The organism is Pseudomonas sp. E1MeOHC2 (assembly GCF_058745025.1).
In genome coordinates this window covers 2,795,004-2,812,839 of sequence record NZ_CP196675.1, presented here as the reverse complement: position 1 = coordinate 2,812,839, position 17,836 = coordinate 2,795,004, and the positions used below count along the sequence as shown (strand labels likewise).

The following is a 17,836-nucleotide window of genomic DNA, read 5'->3' as shown; positions in this document are numbered from 1 at the left end:
CTTAACCGGAGATGAACCATGACACCGCTGCTGCAACTGCAGTCACTGGACAGCCAACTTAAAGCGCTGCTGCCCCCCTTGCAGGGTGTGGAACATAGCCTCGACCGGAGCCTGGCAGGGCTCTTCCCCGGCCAGGCTGTTACCGCTCGCACCCTGTACTTTGGCCGCTTTCGCCTGTTGGACCTGGTCGGTTTTCACCTGTTTGACGGCGGTACCTTCAAACTCCCCCCCGCTGCCGAACCCCGGCACGATGCTTATCCGCAGCTCATCCTGCCGAGCGATTTCAGTGTTCGTATCGGCCGCTTTTGCGCCAGTGTTCGCCAAGCCTTGCATGCCGACCTGGCCGCCTACTGGCTGGAGCGCGACAGCAAGGGGTTGAGCCGCCTGGTGCGCCTGGCGTCCTTGCGCCGCGATCAGTTGTTCACCGAAATACGCTTACGCAGGCACGACGAGACGCTCTCTGCAGAGCATGCCCTACTGCTGACCACCTGCCTTGAATTCCCGCACCCCTCGCAGCGCCGTCACTTGCCCACAACCCATCGCCCCCAGGTGTATCGCCCACTGCTTAGCGGCACGGCACCCAATTGGCGTAGTTACTTGCCAGGTGTACTGATTTTGACCGAGCAAGGCCCGGAGGGGCATCCGCTTGAGCCGCAAGCGCCAGTCGGGCGAGTGGTCTTGTACAGCGTTGTACGTGGCGTCGAAGCGTTCGACAGCCTCGCAGCACTGCATGAGGAGCTTTGCGAGCGCCTTGAAGACCCACACCAGCACGAACCACTGACCCGCCTGTTGATCGACCCTGATGAACAACTGCGCGCTTGCCGAGCCGAACAGCTGCGCTATGACTGGTTCACCGAAGACATCGTGCAGACCCAGGCAATGGCCATTCGCGATGCTCACACCAAGCGCCTGTCCCTCACCTGGCTGGCGGCATGGAAGCGCGGCCTGCAACGCAATGTCGAACAGCTCGACACGGCGCTGGCCAGCATCTGGGACTTTCGCGCCGACATCGCAAGCCAGGGCCTGCTGGCAACCCGCTACGGCCTGTTGCTCGAAAAACATCTGCCGAACTGGTTGCGTTCAACCTCACTGCAAGGCGTCGCGCATATCATGCAGGCCATGCAAGAGCAGGTGGCTGCCATTGAAGCTGCGGCAGCGCCTGGCATTCTGACCCTTGAGCAATTCAACCAGCGGCATTCGTTACTGGCCTGGGTGCGCGCACGTTTGAGCGAATTCCTGCAGCGCGACCCAGGCATCGACACTGATCCCCAAGCCATCTACGTCAGCGTGACCCTGGCCCGCCAGATCGGCCCCTCCCTCAACCCGCTCGACACCAGCGCCTATATCCCCGTGGCCAGTCGCCCCCAAGTGGGCGGCACTGTCGAATTGGTCAAGCAGACCTACCGGCTGGACGAACTGGCGCTGCTCAACATCGCCTGGTTCGATGTCGATTACTGGGTAACCGCACGCGTGCACCTTGACGACAACCAACCGCTTCCCGCCCTCACCCCGCTGCGCGTCAAACAGATCATTCGCCGCCTGAATGCCGGCAATGGCTACCAGGCTTATCTGCGCACGCACCTGCTCGATTCACCACACGGCGAGTGGCGCAAACGGGCGCACACCCAACTCAACCGCACCCGCATGAACGCCGAAGCGGTCAAGGCACGCTATGCCGGGCATTTTCAAAAGGACACGTTCGAGCAAGGGTATGGCTGGGCCAGCACGGTGATCCACTCGCCCGACAGCCATGCGCGCCCGCATTACAACGAGCAACAGGTGATTGCACGTCAACTGCTGGTCCAGGGAGAGACCCTGCACGGTGTTTTTCTACTTGTTTCACCGGAAAACTCGAACCGCATTGTGGCCTACTGCCCCGACGCGCCAGACCGCCGCCCCTGGCGTGAATACACGAACGCAAGGGCGCTTATCCGCGCCGTGCGCACCGATGCGGATCTGCGCAGCTATGTGCTTCAGCGGTTACCGCTGAGCAATCCGAAAGACATCGAAAAACTCCTGCTCAAAGGCCGCCTGGGCTCGCACATCAAACTGCAGACCATTACAGGCAACCTGTATGAAGCGGCTTACCTGGCCGAGGTCAACTCCCTGATAGCGCAAACCGATGCAGTCACCCGCAGCAACGAGGAGTTACTCGGTGAGTATTCGGTCAATGCACTGAGGCTGTTGCTGGACATGGTGACACTGGTACTGCCGCAGACTGGCGCGATTGCTCTGGCGTTCGGACGCATGGGCATTTCGATCTGGGATGGCCTGGAAGCCTACGATCAGGACGACCACGGCCGCGCACTGCATCACGCCATCGCCGCGCTCGGGCATGCCACTGCGGGCCTCAACGACATGGCGGGTTCAGGGCTGATGCGGCGCGTCATGCGGGGGCTGCCCAAACCACCGCCCGTGCCCGTGCCCAAGCATTATGAGGCCAGGCCCGAAGTTGCCAAGCTGCGCTACCGGATCGATGCTTCACACGAAGAGGCCGTCTACGAACTGCAAACGGCAAATGCCGGCCTGTCCCAGTACTACGTGAAGGACAATCTGGGCCGTTATTTCAATGTCACCTTTGACGGTACGCGCTGGCGCGCCATTGATCCGAAGCTGCCCAATGCCTACCTGAAACTGCCCATCAAACGCCGCGTGGATGGCAGCTGGGTGGTTGACTCACCGACGCTCTGGTATGACGGGATGCCCGACATCAAGCAGCTGCTGGACGACTGCCGCCTGGATGCACGACTGCAAGGTGACGTTGTCGAAGGCGATGGCAACCTGTACGACGACAACACCCTGCTGTACCTGCAACTGGGCCTGCATCAACTCCCAGTGCGCCGTCACCTGCTCGCAGGCCACTACCACCTCATATTGCCTGAGGCCCTGCGCGGCGCGGTGCCCGCCTGGGCAGTGCTGCGCAAACAGAACGATGGCTGGCGCATCCGCGTGCGCCAGACCGGCCGCAGCAGCGACTGGCTGGCGCTGCCGGCAGATTACTCGGACAGCCTCGGCAGCAGTCGGTCCAGCCGTTGATGCAGGGCACTGTCACGCGGCCAGTTGCGCAGCAACCGCGCACGGTCTCGGGCGTAGGCCGGGGCGAAGCTGAGCTGGGTGGCATGCTGGCACATCGCATCCAGGTCGATCAGTGACCATTGGCCGTTGTGCCAGAACAGGTTGTGGCCCTTGAAGTCGCCATGGCTGATACGCTCGCGGATCAGTTGCTGCATCACATGCACCAACGCATCGACCTGCTCCTCGGGCGCATCGCCGTTTTCCACATAGGGCGCAAAGCATGCGGTCAGGTCCGGGCCATCGACGTATTCGGTGACCAGATACGCACGGCTGCGCAGGCCCATGACGCGCTGCTCCAGCACTGCCAAGGGTTTGGGCGTGGCGATGTCGAGGAACTCCAGGCGGTGGCCTTCGATCCACGAGTGCCAGGCACGGCTCGGGCGCCAGAAGCGTTTGAACCAATGGGCGGTGTTTTTGATGTTGTAGCGCTTGAGCACCAGCGGGCGGCCATCGACGTCGATGCGGGCCACGCTGGCGGCGCCACCGGTCTTGTACAGGTGGCCTTTGTCGATCAGCTCGTCAGCGTGCTCCAGCACCGGCAGCATGGCCTGGACCTCACCGCGACGAATCGCCCGCAGGCCCGAGAGGCTGCGCTCGACGCTGAACAGCGTGCACTCACGGCCGGCCTTTTCCAGGTAGTCCTTCTGGCGCCAGCTGCGCACCTTGTCCACCTGCTTCTGCAGCGCTTCCAGTGGCAACGCGTGCTCGCCATTGGCCAGCAAATAATGCACCAGCAGCTCTTCGATGAACGGTTCCAGACGCTTGGGCAACTGGGCGAAGAACACCCCGAGGTTTTCCAGCACACGCGGGCGCGACAACTGCTGGCCCGGTGTCTCGGCCTTGATGCCGGCGCCATCGATCAGGTACAGCTTGCCGTTATGGCGCAGCAGGTTGTCCAGGTGCAGGTCTTCCTGCCACAGGCCCTTGGCGTGCATCTGCGCCACTGCGGTGAGCGCCTCGCCCAGCACCAGATGCTGCTCGTCAGCCAGTACCGGCAGGTGTTCCACTTCGGCCCAGGCATCGGCCAGGCTTTCGGCGCCATCGAGAAACGCGAACAACAACCAGCCACCCTCGCCTTCCTTCAGGCCATCGGCCAGCAGCTTCGGCGTGGTCAGGCCCTGCTCGGCCAACAGCTTGACGCCTTGCAGCTCACGCTGAAAATGCCGTGCAGCGTTGCCACCCACCAGCAGCTTGGCCAGCACCGGCGTCCCCCGCCAGACACCGGCACCAACATAGCGCTGGCCGGGCAATACGCGCAGCAGGCTGAGCACTTGCAGATCGGCGCTACCCGCGGCATCGGCCAGGGTGACGCTCAAGGGTAATGACGGGTGGCGCCCGGCATCTTTCAATTCAGACAAACGCATCAGCGGGCCTCTTTTTCACGACGGCGTTGCGTCAGGCGTTGCAGCCAGGTGTCGACCAGTGCGCTGTCCGCCGGCTGCGCCAAATAGGCCGCCAGCAGGTGACGCACATCCGCCTCGCTCCAGGCACCGGCACGCCGCAACAACGGCTCCAGGTCCTTGAGGCGGTCACGCATGCCAAACAGCAACGGCCGGGTCTTTTCCAGGTCGATCAGTTGCGCGTCCCAACCCTCGCGGCGTTGGCGCAAGAAAATATGCTTGGGGTAAAAGCAGCCATGTACCTGGCCGGCGCTGTGCAGCGTGCGCGCCAGTTGGCCGCAGGCATCAAGGATGCCTTGGCGTTCGCCATCGCCCAGCTGCGGCCACTGGGCCAGCAGGCTGTCCAGGTCGGCCCACGCGTCCAGGGCGCGGGTCATCAGGATCGCCCGGTGCTGGCCGGCCTGCTTGCGTTCGCCATAGAACACCGCCTGCAAGGCCGGAATATGCAGCTTCTGGTAACGGCTGATATTGCGGAACTCGCGGGCAAAGGTGGGCTCGCCAAAGGGCCTGTGCAAGGTACGGGTGAGGTAGTCGCTCTGGCGCTTGAGGTAATAGCCTTTGCCTTCGAGCTCCAGGCGGAACACGCTGCTCCAGCCACCACGCCCGGTGTTGGGCTCGTCCACGGCATCGAGCTGAAGTGCCCACAGCGCCTCGAAGTCGTTCAAGCCATGGCGTTTGAGCAGCGCGAGGTCCGCGCCGGCCAGGTAATCGGTCATTCCCTTCCCTCGAAAAAGCTCAGCACCTGGCGAATCCGCTTCTTGTCGCGGGCATTGAGCCTGTCGCGACCGCGGTATTGCAGGTAAAAACGCAGGCGCTGGGTCGCCGACAGGTGGTATTTGGCGACCTTGTCCAGGCACGCCAAGTCCTTGATCATCCGGTGCCGCCACATGAAGCCGCGCCAGAAGTCGCCGGTTGGGCAATCGATGAAGAATAGCGTGCCCTGGTCATCGACCAGCAGGTTGCGCCACTTCAGGTCGTTGTGGGCAAAACGGTGCTCGTGCATGACCCGGGTGTGACGCGCCAGTTGGCGGCTGACATGGTCGACCCATGCCCGGTCAGCCAGGCGAGGGTCTTTGCGTTCGGCCAAGGCCGAGAGGTCTTCGGTGCGCGGCAGCTCACGGGTGATCATCGCCCCGCGGCCGAACGCCAGGCCATTGCGCTCCAGGCCCCAGGCGACCACTTCAGCAGTGGGGATGCCCCACTTGTCGAACTGCTTGAGGTTTTGCCATTCGGCCTTGATGCGCGGGCGGCCGAGGTAACGGCGCATGTGTTTGCCGGCGCCGGTGTAACGCTTGACGTAGTAATTGACACCCTCACGCTCGATACGCACGACCTCGCTGAGCGGGTCGCGGGTCAGGCGTTCGCCCTCAAGGGCAAAGACTGCGTCAAGGCTGCCGAAATCCGCCGCCAGGTGTTCATAGCCCGGCGCCAGTGTCCAACCCGCCATCAGAGTGCATCCCCATAGCGTTGTTTGCGGTCATACAGTTTCTGCGCCTTGCGTTCGAGCCAAGCCAGCAGCGCGGCTTCGTCGGCAAGCACCTGACGCAACGGGCGCTGGAAGTAGCCACGCAAGAAGCGCAGTTTGTCACGCCGGGTCAGGCCAATGTCCAGCGCCGAGAAGTACAGCGCGGCCAGGTCCTTGTCACGCCAGCGGCGGCTGATTTTTGCCCGGGTCTGGGCGCGGTGCAGGTCAATGACCGACAGCCTGAAGTCATCGGGCGTCACCGGCCGGTCGGTGTGCAGCAGGAAGTGGCAGATGTAGCAGTCGCGGTGGTTGACCCCGGCGCGGTGCATGCCGCCGGTCATCTTCGCCACTTCGGCGATCAGCGCGCGCTTGAGGCGTGGCGCGGGCGGCTGCTTGACCCAGTTGATGCTGAAATCTTCCAGGCTGACGGTCGGCGCCAGCTCTTGGGTGACGATGAACGAATGCTGGGTGGCCGGGTTGCTGCCGCGCTCACCATAGGCGACTGCGGTCATGGTCGGCACGCCGACTTCGTGCAGGCGCTGGATGGCCTGCCATTCCTGGCCGGCACCCAGCACCGGCAGCTTGGCGCTGAACAGGTTCTTGAAGATCTCGCCCCAGCCGATGCCGCGGTGGATCTTGACGAAAAAGCCCTCGCCCTCGACTTCGGTGCGCAACGTGCGGCGCCCTTCCAGCTCGCGGTACACCTCGCCTTGCAGCGCCTCCACGGCCTCGAAGGCATCGCGCCCGGCCCACAGGCGCTTGAAGGGTTCGGCCAATATCAGCTTCATGCGGTCTCCTGCCCCAGGATCACGTCGGCAGCATGCTGCGGCATGCTGTAAAGGTCGGCCGTATCGGCAAAGGCCAGGCCATTGCGCGACCAGTCGGCACGGGCCTGCGGGTCTTCGAGCATGCGTTGCAGGTAGCCGTTGAGCTGTTCCTGCTCGAACGGCTCGTCCAGCACCAGGCCACTGTCGGCTTCGGCGATGTAGTGGGCATAGCCACACACCTTGGAAACCAGCACCGGCAAGCCTGCCACCAGGGCTTCGAGCAGCACGGTACCGGTGTTCTCGTTGTAAGCCGGGTGGATCAGCAGATCGGCGCCCAGCAGGAAGCGCGGGATATCGCTACGCCCCTTGAGGAACTGCACCTGGTCGCCCAGACCAAGGGTGGCGCTTTGCAGCTGGAACACCTTGGGGTCGTCCTGGCCGATGACCATCAACCGGGTACGCTTGCGCAGGGCCGATGGCAGCGCGGCCAGCGCCTTGAGGCTACGGTCGACACCCTTGGTCTTGAAGCCCGAACCGATCTGCACCAGCAGCAGGTCATCGTCGCCCAAGTTGAATTCCTTGCGGAACTCGGCGCGGATCTCGGCAGCATTGGCCGGGGCCCGGCGGTCCTGGGAGATGCCCGGCGGCAGCAGGTGGAAGCGTTCTGCCGGGGTGCCGTAGTGTTTGACGAACAGCGGTTGCTGCACCTCCGAGATCATTAGCACCTCGGTTTTCGAGTCCTTGGCGAACACCGCCCGCTCGTACTCGGCAAAGTGCCGGTAGCGGCCCCAGCGTTTGTAGAGGCCACCACGCAGGGTCTGGGCCTTGTCCTCGAAGCAGCCGTCGGCGGCGTAGTACACGTCCAGCCCCGGCATCTTGTTGAAGCCGATCAGGCGGTCAACCGGGCGCTTGGCCAGGTCGGCTTCCATCCAGGCGCTGAGTTTCTCGTTGCGGCGGTGGTTGAACAGCGCCTTGACCGGCGCCACCAGCACTTCGAAGCCAGGCGGAATGTCACCTTCCCAGATCAGCGTGTACACACGGATCTGGTGGCCCCGCTTCTGGCATTCCAGGGCAATGCGCATAAAGTCGCGCTGCAGCCCGCCGAAGGGGAAATATTTGTAAAGCACGAAAGCCAGTTGCATCAACGAACATCCTCAGCCAGCAGCAACGCGCTCAAGCGGCTCGCCACATGCTCGGGATTCAGGCGAGTGAAGCACAGCGGCCACTCGCGTTTGAGATCGAACCGGCGCAGGTCATCGGCGCTCGGTTTGTAGGTGCACTTTTTCTGCAAGCAGGGTGCGCAGGGGAAATCGCTGGCCTGGTGAACCTGGGCGCGGCCATAGGCGCCGGTCAGGCCAGGGTTGGTCGGGCCAAACAGTGAAATGGTCGGCACGTCCAGGGCTGCGGCCAGGTGGCCCAGGCCAGTATCGACTGCCACGCAGGCCTTGGCCGCCGCCAGCACACGGGCGACACCGACAAGGTTCAATTTGGGGAGCACCTGGCAATTGTTCAAGCCCTGGGCGATGCGCTCGGCGCGTGCCTTCTCGGCCGGGTTGCCCCACGGCAGGCGCACCTCAAGTTTGCGCCGGCCCATGCGCTCGGCCAGCTCGCGCCAGTAGGCTTCGGGCCAGTGTTTGGTGGCCCAGGTGGTGCCGTGCAGGAACACCACGTAAGGTGCGGCCGGCGGCAGTTGCAGGCGGTCCAGGTCCAGGCCGTAGTTGCCGATGCCTTCCGGCAGGTCGTAGGCCAAGGCCATGGCGAACAGTTGCCGCACGCGCTCAACGGCGTGCTGGCCAACAGCGACTGACAGCGGGCGGTCATAGAAGCGGCTGGCCAACCCTTCGCGCGCCGAGTAACGGTCCAACCCGGCCACCGGTGCCTTGACGTAGCGGGTCAGCCAGGCCGACTTGACCAGGCCCTGGGCATCGATCACCAGGTCATATTTGCGCGCGCGAACGCGCTGCTTGAACGCCTTCCACTCGCCGCTCTTGAGGGTCTGCCAGATATTCTTGCGCCAGCGCCGGATGGCCACCGGGATCACCTGGTCGACCGCTGGGTGCCAGCTGGGGATTTCGGCGAAGCCTTCTTCCACCACCCAGTCGAATCGGATGCCCGGGATCGCGTGGGCCGCATCGGTAAGCGCCGGCAAGGTGTGAATCACATCACCCAGCGACGAGGTCTTGATGATCAGTACCCGCACTTAGTCGACCTCAGCCACGGTATCGATCAGGTTCGGGCCACCCAGGCTGTGCAAGGCGGCGATGACTTTTTGCGGGTCGAGCAGGCGCAGGCAGTTGTAGTGGCCGAAGCGGCAGGTGCGGTCGAAGCAGGGGCTGCATTCGATGCCGGTGCGTACCACTTCCACCTGCTCGGCCAGCGGCGGCGTGAAGCCCGGCGAGGTCGAGCCATAGACGGCGACCAGCGGGCGATTCAGCGCGGCGGCCACGTGCATCAGGCCAGAGTCGTTGGACACCACCGCATCGGCGCAGGACATCAGGTCGATGGCCTCGGCCAACGAGGTTTCACCCGCCAGGTTGTACGATTCTTCACGCAAGCCGGGGATCAGCCGGTCGCGGATCTGCTCACCGACCGGATGATCGCTCTTCGAGCCGAACAACCACACCTGCCAGCCCTGGCGAATCATCGCCTCCGCTACGGCAGCGTAGTGCTCGGCCGGCCAGCGTTTGGCCTCGCCAAACTCGGCACCGGGGCACAGCGCCAGCACGGGGCGGTCCAGCACCAGGCCGAATTTGGCCAGGGCGGTGTCACGGCTTTGCGTTTCGATCTGCAGGCTGGGGCGTGGGTAAGGTTGTGGCAGCTCGGTGCCCGGCGCATAGGCCAGGGCCATGAAGCGCTCGATCATCAGCGGGTAGCGGGCCTTGTCCAGCTTGCGCACGTCGTTGAGCAGGCCGAAACGCAGCTCGCCGCGCCAGCCGGTGCGTTTGGGAATACCGGCAAAGAACGGCACCAACGCCGATTTCAGCGAGTTGGGCAGCAGGATCGCCTGGTCGTACTGGCCGGCCAGGGACTTGCCGATGCGCCGACGCGTGGCCAGCTCCAGCGCGCCGTGGCCGAGCGGGAAGCTCAAGGCTTGACGCACTTCGGGCATGCGCTCGAGGATCGGCCGGCTCCACTCGGGCGCCAACACGTCGATCACGCAGTCGGGGTGCTGCTGTTTCAGGCTCTGGAACAGGGTCTGCGCCATCACCATGTCGCCGACCCAGCTGGGGCCAATGATCAGTATTCTCATGCTTAGTCCAGAAACGCTCGGGGAGGCTGCAGACTGCAGTACAGCCTGGCCTCCCCTCTTTATATTCAGGCTATGTGGCGGACAGTGTAACACCGGGAGCCAGCGCGGTACCTGTGGGAGCGGCCCTGTGCCGCGAAGGGCCGCCACGCGGCCCCAGCCCTCTCAAGTCAAACCGAGCTCACCCCAGATCCGCCGCACCTCACGGCGTTCATCGGCAAACTGCGCCGCATCGATCACCCCGGCCTGCTTCTGCAGGGCCTGGCGGTGCGAGGCAGAGCGGAACGCCTTGTACACTTCACGCAACAGCACCGCGTCACTGGCCGGCATCAAACCCGCCTGCTCCAGCTCTTCCAGAATGCGGATGTTATCGGTCCATCGGAGTATGGCCGGATGGTCGTGGGACCAGGCCAAAGCCGCGTATTGCACCATAAATTCGATATCGACGATACCGCCGGCATCCTGCTTGATATCGAACGGTACACCCGCTTCGAACGCATTGGCCGCAGTGCCGGCGGCAGTGGCCTTGGTGCCGAGATTGCCACGCATCTTGGCGCGCATCTCACTGACTTCGGTGCGCAACTTCTCAAGGTCACGGGCCTGGCCCAGGACCTTGGCGCGCACACCTTCGAACGCCGCGCCCACCTGCTTGCAGCCGACCAGCACGCGGGCCCGCACCAGGGCCTGGTGCTCCCAGGTCCAGGCCTCGTTCTGCTGATAGCGCTCGAAGGCACCGAGCGAGCTCACCAGCAGGCCCGAAGCGCCAGACGGGCGCAGGCGCATGTCCACGTCATACAGCTGCCCGGAGTTGGTCTGGGTGGTCAGCAGGTGGATGATGCGCTGGCCTAGGCGAGTGAAGAACTGCGCGCTGTCGATGGGCTTGTCGCCATCGGTTTCGGCCTGCGGGTCACCGTCATGGATGAACACCAGGTCCAGGTCCGAGCCATGGCCCAGCTCCAGGCCACCGACCTTGCCGTAGCCAATGATGATGAAGCCCGGGTCGCACAGGCTGCCGTCACTGCGCTTGGGCTGGCCATGGCGAGCCACGGTCTGGCGCCAGGCCAGCGCCAGCACCTGGTCGAGGATGGCTTCGGCCAGCCAGGTCAGGTAATCGCTGACTTTCATCAATGGCAGGTTGCCGCTGATTTCCGAGGCGGCCACGCGCAGGCTGTGGGCCAGCTTGAAGTGGCGCAGCGCCTCCATCTGTTGCTCAAGGTCGTCCTCGGGGATGCGCGTCAAACGCTCACGCAACTCGCTGGCCAGCTCCGGCGCCAGTGGCGGGCTGAACAGCCGGCCTTCGTTGAGCAGTTCGTCGAGCAGCAACGGGTAGCGGGCAATCTGCTCGGCAATCCAGGGGCTGGCCGCGCACAGCGTCAGCAGGCGGCGCAAGGCGCCCGGGTTTTCGGTGAGCAGCACCAGGTAGGCCGAACGCCGCGCAACGGCCTCGACCAGTGGCAGCACACGTTCAAGCACCAGGTCAGGGTTTTCATGTTCCACGGCCTGGGCCAGCAACCGAGGGATGAAGGCATCCAGGCGCTCGCGGCCAATGCGCTGCATCGAGCGCAACTGCGGGCTGCCACGCAACCCGGCAAGGCGACGCAGGGCATCGGCGGGTTGTTTGAAACCGGCTTCTTCAAGCTGCCTGCAGGCGGCGTCTTCATCCTGCGCCTGTTCCCACAGCGGCGACCATTCGCCACCGACCACCAGTTCGCCCTCGCCGTCTTCTTCATCTGGGTCGGCGATGACCTGGCGGAAGTGCCAGTCAACCCGGCCACGCCAGTACATCAACTGGTCATGGAAGCCCTGCCAGTCGGCAAAGCCCAGGATGTAGGCCACACGCGCCTGGTCGGTTTCGTTGTCCGGCAGCATCTGGGTCTGGCGGTCGGCGATGGCCTGGATGGCGTGCTCGGTATACCGCAGGAACTCGTAGCCTTCGCGCAGCTCGGCCACCACCGCGGGCGGCAGGTAACCTTGGCCTTCGAGGGTCGCCAGCACCTTGAGCAAAGGCCGTTGCTGCAGGCTCAGGTCACGTCCGCCGTGGATCAGCTGGAAGGCCTGGGCAATGAACTCCACCTCGCGGATGCCGCCGGCGCCCAGCTTGATGTTTTCGGACATGCCCTTGCGCCGCACTTCCTGCTGAATCAGCTGCTTCATGGTGCGCAGGGCTTCGATGGCCGAGAAGTCCAGGTAACGGCGATACACGAACGGGCGCAGCATCTGTTGCAACTGGGCCCCTGCCGCCTGGTCACCGGCCACCACCCGGGCCTTGATCATGGCGTAGCGCTCCCAATCGCGGCCCTGGTCCTGGTAGTACTGCTCCAGGGCATTGAAGCTCAGCACCAGGGAACCTGCCGAACCGTAGGGGCGCAAGCGCATGTCGACGCGGAACACGAAACCGTCGACGGTGACCGGGTCCAGGGCCTTGATCAGGCGCTGGCCCAGGCGGGTGAAGAATTCCTGGTTGTCCAGCGAGCGCTTGACCCCTTCGGTCTCGCCGCCCTCGGGGAAGGCGAAGATCAGGTCGATGTCCGACGACAGGTTCAGCTCCACGGCGCCCAGCTTGCCCATGCCCAGCACCACCATGTGCTGCGGCTGGCCGCTGCGGTGGCCGACGGGCGTGCCGAATTGCTGGCAATGACGCGGGTACAGCCATTGGTAGGCTTCATCTATGGCGGCGTCGGCAAGGTCGGACAGGTCGCGGCAGGTTTCGCCCAGTTCGGCCTGGCGGGTGATGTCGCGCCAGATGATGCGCACCTGCTGGCGATTGCGCTCGCGGCGCAGGTTACGCGCCAACTCGTCCTCGCTCTGCGCTGCCTGGGCCACGGCGGCGATCTGCCCGCGCAACTCACCGGGTGCATAGCGGCGCTCCAGCTCACCACTGGCCATCAGCGCGAACAGCATGGCCGGTTCGCGCTGGGCCTGGCCGAGGACGAAGTCGCTGGCGGCGGCAACCTGATCGAACTGTTGCCGATGGGCCGGGCTCCAGGCGTTCAGGTCAAGTTCGGGGTGGCCAGCCACGGCATCGCTGAGGCACTGCTGATTACGAGCGACCAGCGGTTGCAGGGTGGCGGGCAGATCGAGCGGCAAAGGCAGGCGCATGGACTATCCTTGATCGGCGTGAAAGAGAGGGGTAGAGGCGGCCAAATGGAAGGCGGACCACGGTTGGACTGTCATACAAAAGTTGGAAATAGCTAAAAAAAACGAATCACTGGCAAAAAACATCAAGAATCACCCGTTCGCGACACACCGCCAACCAACATGAACGTTTTTCCCCACAAGCCGGGGTGCGACCAAAAGCCGCATTTGTGTAGTTTTACTACTACCCCGGCTGTCTAAAAGCATGAAATACGAATGCATTTGTAGTAAAACTACACGGCGCCGGATCACACTCCGGTAATCCAAGAATTCACGACGTCTGCCCATAAGGCCAGTCGCAAACTCAGGCAAATCGATTCTGGTTGCCTTTCCGCCCTGGAGCAAGCCATGCAAGACCTCGATCCAATCGAAACCCAGGAATGGCTGGATGCCCTGGAGTCGGTCCTCGACAAAGAAGGCGAAGACCGCGCTCATTACCTGATGACCCGTATGGGCGAGCTGGCCACCCGTAGTGGCTCCCAGCTGCCGTATGCGATCACCACGCCATACCGCAACACCATCCCTGTCACCCACGAAGCACGCATGCCTGGCGACCTGTTCATGGAACGCCGCATTCGCTCGTTGGTGCGTTGGAACGCCCTGGCCATGGTCATGCGCACCAACCTGAAGGATTCGGACCTGGGCGGCCACATCTCCAGCTTCGCCTCCAGCGCCACCCTGTACGACATCGGCTTCAACTACTTCTTCCAGGCCCCGACCGAAGAACACGGCGGCGACCTGGTGTTCTTCCAGGGCCACGCTTCGCCAGGCGTCTACGCCCGTGCCTTCATGGAAGGCCGCATCAGCGAAGACCAGATGAACAACTTCCGTCAGGAAGTCGACGGCAAAGGCCTGTCTTCGTACCCACACCCATGGCTGATGCCTGACTTCTGGCAGTTCCCGACCGTTTCGATGGGTCTGGGCCCGATCCAGGCGATCTACCAGGCGCGCTTCATGAAGTACCTCGAAGCCCGTGGCTTCATCCCGGCCGGCAAGCAGAAGGTCTGGTGCTTCATGGGCGACGGCGAGTGCGACGAGCCGGAATCCCTGGGTGCAATCGCCCTGGCCGGCCGCGAGAAGCTGGACAACCTGATCTTCGTCATCAACTGCAACCTGCAGCGCCTCGACGGCCCGGTTCGCGGCAACGGCAAGATCATCCAGGAACTCGAAGGCGTGTTCCGTGGCGGTGGCTGGAACGTCAACAAAGTCGTCTGGGGCCGTTTCTGGGACCCACTGCTGGCCAAGGACACCAACGGTGCCCTGCAGCGCCGCATGGACGAAGTCATCGACGGCGAGTACCAGAACTACAAAGCCAAAGACGGCGCGTACGTGCGTGAGAACTTCTTCAACACCCCAGAGCTCAAGGCCATGGTCGAAGACCTGTCCGACGAAGAGATCTGGAAGCTCAACCGTGGCGGCCACGACCCGTACAAGGTCTACGCGGCTTATCACCAGGCGGTGAACCACAAAGAGCAGCCGACTGTCATCCTGGCCAAGACCATCAAGGGTTACGGCACCGGTGCAGGCGAAGCCAAGAACACCGCGCACAACACCAAGAAGGTCGACGTCGACAGCCTGCGTCACTTCCGTGACCGCTTCGACATCCCGGTCAAGGATGCCGACCTCGAGAACCTGCCGTTCTTCAAGCCAGAAGAAGGTTCTGCCGAAGCCAAGTACCTGGCCGAGCGCCGCGCAGCCCTGGGTGGCTTCGTGCCGCAGCGCCGTGCCAAGAGCTTCAGCGTGCCGACCCCATCCCTGGAAACGCTGAAAGCGATCCTGGACGGCTCGGGCGACCGCGAAATCTCCACCACCATGGCCTTCGTGCGCATCCTGGCGCAGCTGGTCAAGGACAAGGAAATCGGCCAGCGCATCGTCCCGATCATCCCGGACGAAGCCCGTACCTTCGGTATGGAAGGCATGTTCCGCCAGTTGGGCATCTACTCGTCGGTCGGCCAGCTCTACGAGCCAGTCGATAAAGACCAGGTGATGTTCTACCGCGAAGACAAGAAGGGCCAGATCCTCGAGGAAGGCATCAACGAAGCCGGCGCCATGTCGTCGTTCATCGCTGCCGGTACCTCGTACAGCTGCCACAACCAGCCGATGCTGCCGTTCTACATCTTCTACTCGATGTTCGGCTTCCAGCGTATCGGCGACCTGGCCTGGGCCGCTGGCGACAGCCGCACCCGTGGCTTCCTGATCGGCGGTACCGCCGGCCGTACCACCCTCAACGGTGAAGGCCTGCAGCACGAAGACGGTCACAGCCACATGATGGCGGGCACCATCCCGAACTGCCGTACCTATGATCCAACCTACGGCTACGAGCTGGCGGTGATCATCCAGGACGGCATGAAGAAGATGACCGAAGAGCAACAGGACATCTTCTACTACATCACCGTGATGAACGAATCCTACCAGCAGCCAGCCATGCCGGCCGGTGTCGAGGAAGGCATCATCAAGGGCATGTACCTGCTCGAAGAAGACACCCGCGAAGCCGCGCACCACGTTCAGCTGATGGGCTCCGGCACCATCCTGCGCGAAGTCCGCGAAGCGGCGAAGATCCTGCGTGAAGAGTTCAACGTCGGTGCCGACGTGTGGAGCGTCACCAGCTTCAACGAACTGCGCCGCGACGGCCTGGCCGTGGAACGCGCCAACCGCCTCAAGCCTGGCCAGAAGCCTCAGCTGACTTACGTCGAAGAGTGCCTGAACGGTCGCAAAGGCCCGGTAATCGCTTCCACCGACTACATGAAGCTGTTCGCCGAACAGATTCGCCAGTGGGTGCCGAGCAAAGAGTTCAAAGTCCTGGGTACCGATGGTTACGGTCGCAGCGACAGCCGCAAGAAGCTGCGTCACTTCTTCGAAGTCGACCGTCACTTCGTGGTGCTGGCTGCCCTGGAAGCCTTGGCTGACCGTGGCGAGATCGAACCGAAAGTGGTGGCTGACGCTATCGTCAAGTTCGGCATCGATCCGGACAAGCGCAACCCACTGGACTGCTGAGGAGTATTTTTAAGTGAGCGAACTCATTCGCGTACCTGACATCGGCAGCGGTGAAGGTGAAATCATCGAGCTGTTCGTCAAGGTCGGTGACCGTATCGAGGCTGACCAGAGCCTGCTGACCCTGGAGTCCGACAAGGCCTCCATGGAGATCCCGGCCCCCAAGGCCGGCATCGTCAAGGAACTGAAGGTCAAGCTGGGCGATCGCCTGAAAGAAGGCGACGAGCTGCTGGTGCTGGAAGTCGAGGGCGCCGCTGCGGCGCCTGAGGCTCCGGCCGCCCCTGCCGCTGCTCCGGCTGCCGCTGAAAAGCCAGCTGCCGAAGCGGCCCCTGCGCCGGCTGCAGCCCCTGCTGCCGCCAGCGTGCAGGACATCCACGTGCCAGACATCGGCTCGTCGGGCAAGGCTAAGATCATCGAAGTGCTGGTCAAGGTCGGCGACACCGTCGAAGCCGACCAGTCGCTGATCACCCTGGAGTCCGACAAGGCCTCCATGGAGATTCCATCGCCTGCTGCTGGCGTGGTCGAAGAAGTCCTGTGCAAGCTGGAAGATGAAGTCGGCACTGGCGACCTGATCTTCAAGCTGAAAGTGGCTGGCGCCGCTCCGGCTGCCGCTCCGGCTCCTGCCGCTGCTGCACCGGCCAAGGCTGAAGCTGCCGCGCCTGCCGCTGCCGCCCCAGCTGCTGCCCCTGCTCCGGTCGCTACCGCACCGGCTGCCGGCAACAACGCCAAGGTTCACGCAGGCCCAGCCGTTCGTCAGCTGGCCCGTGAATTCGGTGTCGAGCTGGGCGCTGTCGCGGCCACCGGCCCGCACGGCCGCATCCTGAAAGAAGACGTGCAGGTTTACGTCAAGGCCATGATGCAGAAGGCATCGGGCGCGCCAGCAGCCGCTGGCGCAACCGGCGGCGCTGGCATTCCGCCAATCCCTGCCGTGGACTTCAGCAAGTTCGGTGAAGTGGAAGAAGTGGCCCTGACCCGCCTGATGCAGGTCGGTGCCGCCAACCTGCACCGCAGCTGGCTGAACGTGCCGCACGTAACCCAGTTCGACAACGCCGACATCACCGAGCTGGAGGCCTTCCGCGTAGCGCAGAAAGCCGTGGCCGAGAAGGCTGGCGTCAAGCTGACCGTGCTGCCGCTGCTGCTCAAGGCCAGCGCCTTCCTGCTCAAGGAAATGCCTGACTTCAACAGCTCGCTGGCGCCAAGCGGCAAGGCCATCATCCGCAAGAAGTACGTGAACATCGGCTTTGCCGTGGACACCCCGGATGGCCTGCTGGTCCCTGTGATCAAGAACGTCGACCAGAAGAGCCTGCTGCAACTGGCTGCCGAAGCCGCTGCACTGGCCGAGAAGGCGCGCACCAAAAAGCTGTCGGCCGACGACATGCAAGGCGCCTGCTTCACCATCTCCAGCCTCGGTCACATTGGCGGCACCGGCTTCACGCCGATCGTCAACGCGCCTGAAGTGGCGATCCTCGGCGTTTCGAAGGCAACCATGCAGCCGGTCTGGGATGGCAAGGCCTTCCAGCCGAAGCTGATGCTGCCGCTGTCGCTGTCCTACGATCACCGTGTGATCAACGGCGCTGCCGCCGCGCGCTTCACCAAGCGCCTGGGCGACGTGCTGGCGGATATCCGCACCCTGCTGCTGTAAGGCGGCACGCTGCCCCTCGCAAGAGGGGCAGTACCCTTTTCGAGCTGCCACGCTCGTACCTCAACCCCGCCATTTGGCGGGGCTTTTTTTTGTTCGCCGATACGGTTTTGGCGC

11 protein-coding genes are annotated in these 17,836 nt (G+C 63.5%); 3 read left to right on the top strand and 8 right to left on the bottom strand.

Translation table 11 applies throughout. The features are described from left to right. Positions 1-18: 18 nt before the first annotated feature. Positions 19-3,036, top strand: a complete 3,018-nt coding sequence (locus ACSSU5_RS12515; RefSeq protein ID WP_492561257.1) for a dermonecrotic toxin domain-containing protein — start codon at positions 19-21, stop codon at positions 3,034-3,036. Here the strand turns inward: ACSSU5_RS12515 and ACSSU5_RS12510 are convergent. From ACSSU5_RS12510 to glnE, 8 genes are all read right to left on the bottom strand, one after another. Then, on the bottom strand, positions 2,997-4,439 hold the full coding sequence (locus tag ACSSU5_RS12510; protein ID WP_264310619.1) for a lipopolysaccharide kinase InaA family protein: 1,443 nt from the start codon (positions 4,437-4,439) through the stop codon (positions 2,997-2,999). The two genes, ACSSU5_RS12515 and ACSSU5_RS12510, sit on opposite strands and share 40 nt — an antisense overlap. After that, complete coding sequence (locus ACSSU5_RS12505; protein ID WP_264310620.1) at positions 4,439-5,191, bottom strand: lipopolysaccharide kinase InaA family protein; 753 nt, start codon at positions 5,189-5,191, stop codon at positions 4,439-4,441. The genes ACSSU5_RS12510 and ACSSU5_RS12505 overlap by 1 nt, the downstream gene beginning before the upstream one ends. Continuing rightward, the gene (locus ACSSU5_RS12500) at positions 5,188-5,922 is read right to left on the bottom strand and encodes a lipopolysaccharide kinase InaA family protein (protein ID WP_492561256.1); all 735 of its coding nucleotides are present in this window, start codon (positions 5,920-5,922) and stop codon (positions 5,188-5,190) included. Before ACSSU5_RS12500 ends, ACSSU5_RS12505 begins: the two co-directional genes overlap by 4 nt. Further along, positions 5,922-6,728, bottom strand: a complete 807-nt coding sequence (rfaP, locus tag ACSSU5_RS12495) for a lipopolysaccharide core heptose(I) kinase RfaP (protein WP_492561255.1) — start codon at positions 6,726-6,728, stop codon at positions 5,922-5,924. Before rfaP ends, ACSSU5_RS12500 begins: the two co-directional genes overlap by 1 nt. Further along, positions 6,725-7,849: a glycosyltransferase family 4 protein gene (locus ACSSU5_RS12490; RefSeq protein WP_275748682.1), complete on the bottom strand. Its 1,125-nt coding sequence runs from the start codon at positions 7,847-7,849 to the stop codon at positions 6,725-6,727. The genes rfaP and ACSSU5_RS12490 overlap by 4 nt, the downstream gene beginning before the upstream one ends. Next, positions 7,849-8,907: a lipopolysaccharide heptosyltransferase I gene (waaC, locus tag ACSSU5_RS12485; RefSeq protein ID WP_264310624.1), complete on the bottom strand. Its 1,059-nt coding sequence runs from the start codon at positions 8,905-8,907 to the stop codon at positions 7,849-7,851. The genes ACSSU5_RS12490 and waaC overlap by 1 nt, the downstream gene beginning before the upstream one ends. Next, the gene (gene waaF, locus ACSSU5_RS12480; protein ID WP_492561254.1) at positions 8,908-9,957 is read right to left on the bottom strand and encodes a lipopolysaccharide heptosyltransferase II; all 1,050 of its coding nucleotides are present in this window, start codon (positions 9,955-9,957) and stop codon (positions 8,908-8,910) included. It abuts the gene before it with no gap. 162 nt (positions 9,958-10,119) lie between these two features. Continuing rightward, positions 10,120-13,053 (bottom strand): bifunctional [glutamate--ammonia ligase]-adenylyl-L-tyrosine phosphorylase/[glutamate--ammonia-ligase] adenylyltransferase, encoded by a 2,934-nt coding sequence (gene glnE / locus ACSSU5_RS12475; protein ID WP_492561253.1) that lies wholly within the window; start codon positions 13,051-13,053, stop codon positions 10,120-10,122. A gap of 384 nt (positions 13,054-13,437) precedes the next feature. On the opposite strand from glnE, the gene aceE reads away from it, so the two are divergent. After that, entirely contained in the window at positions 13,438-16,083 is a 2,646-nt protein-coding gene (gene aceE, locus ACSSU5_RS12470) for a pyruvate dehydrogenase (acetyl-transferring), homodimeric type (protein ID WP_033703119.1), read from the top strand. Positions 16,084-16,096: 13 nt separating this feature from the next. After that, a complete protein-coding gene (aceF, locus tag ACSSU5_RS12465) occupies positions 16,097-17,722 on the top strand; it encodes a dihydrolipoyllysine-residue acetyltransferase (RefSeq protein WP_264310627.1) in 1,626 nt (541 codons plus the stop codon). Positions 17,723-17,836 lie beyond the last annotated feature (114 nt).

Coding starts and splice junctions, on each gene's coding strand:
- ACSSU5_RS12515 (WP_492561257.1), top strand. CDS start 19: ATGACACCGCTGCTGCAACTGCAGTCACTGGACAGCCAACTTAAAGCG.
- ACSSU5_RS12510 (WP_264310619.1), bottom strand. CDS start 4,439: ATGCGTTTGTCTGAATTGAAAGATGCCGGGCGCCACCCGTCATTACCC.
- ACSSU5_RS12505 (WP_264310620.1), bottom strand. CDS start 5,191: ATGACCGATTACCTGGCCGGCGCGGACCTCGCGCTGCTCAAACGCCAT.
- ACSSU5_RS12500 (WP_492561256.1), bottom strand. CDS start 5,922: ATGGCGGGTTGGACACTGGCGCCGGGCTATGAACACCTGGCGGCGGAT.
- rfaP (WP_492561255.1), bottom strand. CDS start 6,728: ATGAAGCTGATATTGGCCGAACCCTTCAAGCGCCTGTGGGCCGGGCGC.
- ACSSU5_RS12490 (WP_275748682.1), bottom strand. CDS start 7,849: ATGCAACTGGCTTTCGTGCTTTACAAATATTTCCCCTTCGGCGGGCTG.
- waaF (WP_492561254.1), bottom strand. CDS start 9,957: ATGAGAATACTGATCATTGGCCCCAGCTGGGTCGGCGACATGGTGATG.
- glnE (WP_492561253.1), bottom strand. CDS start 13,053: ATGCGCCTGCCTTTGCCGCTCGATCTGCCCGCCACCCTGCAACCGCTG.
- aceE (WP_033703119.1), top strand. CDS start 13,438: ATGCAAGACCTCGATCCAATCGAAACCCAGGAATGGCTGGATGCCCTG.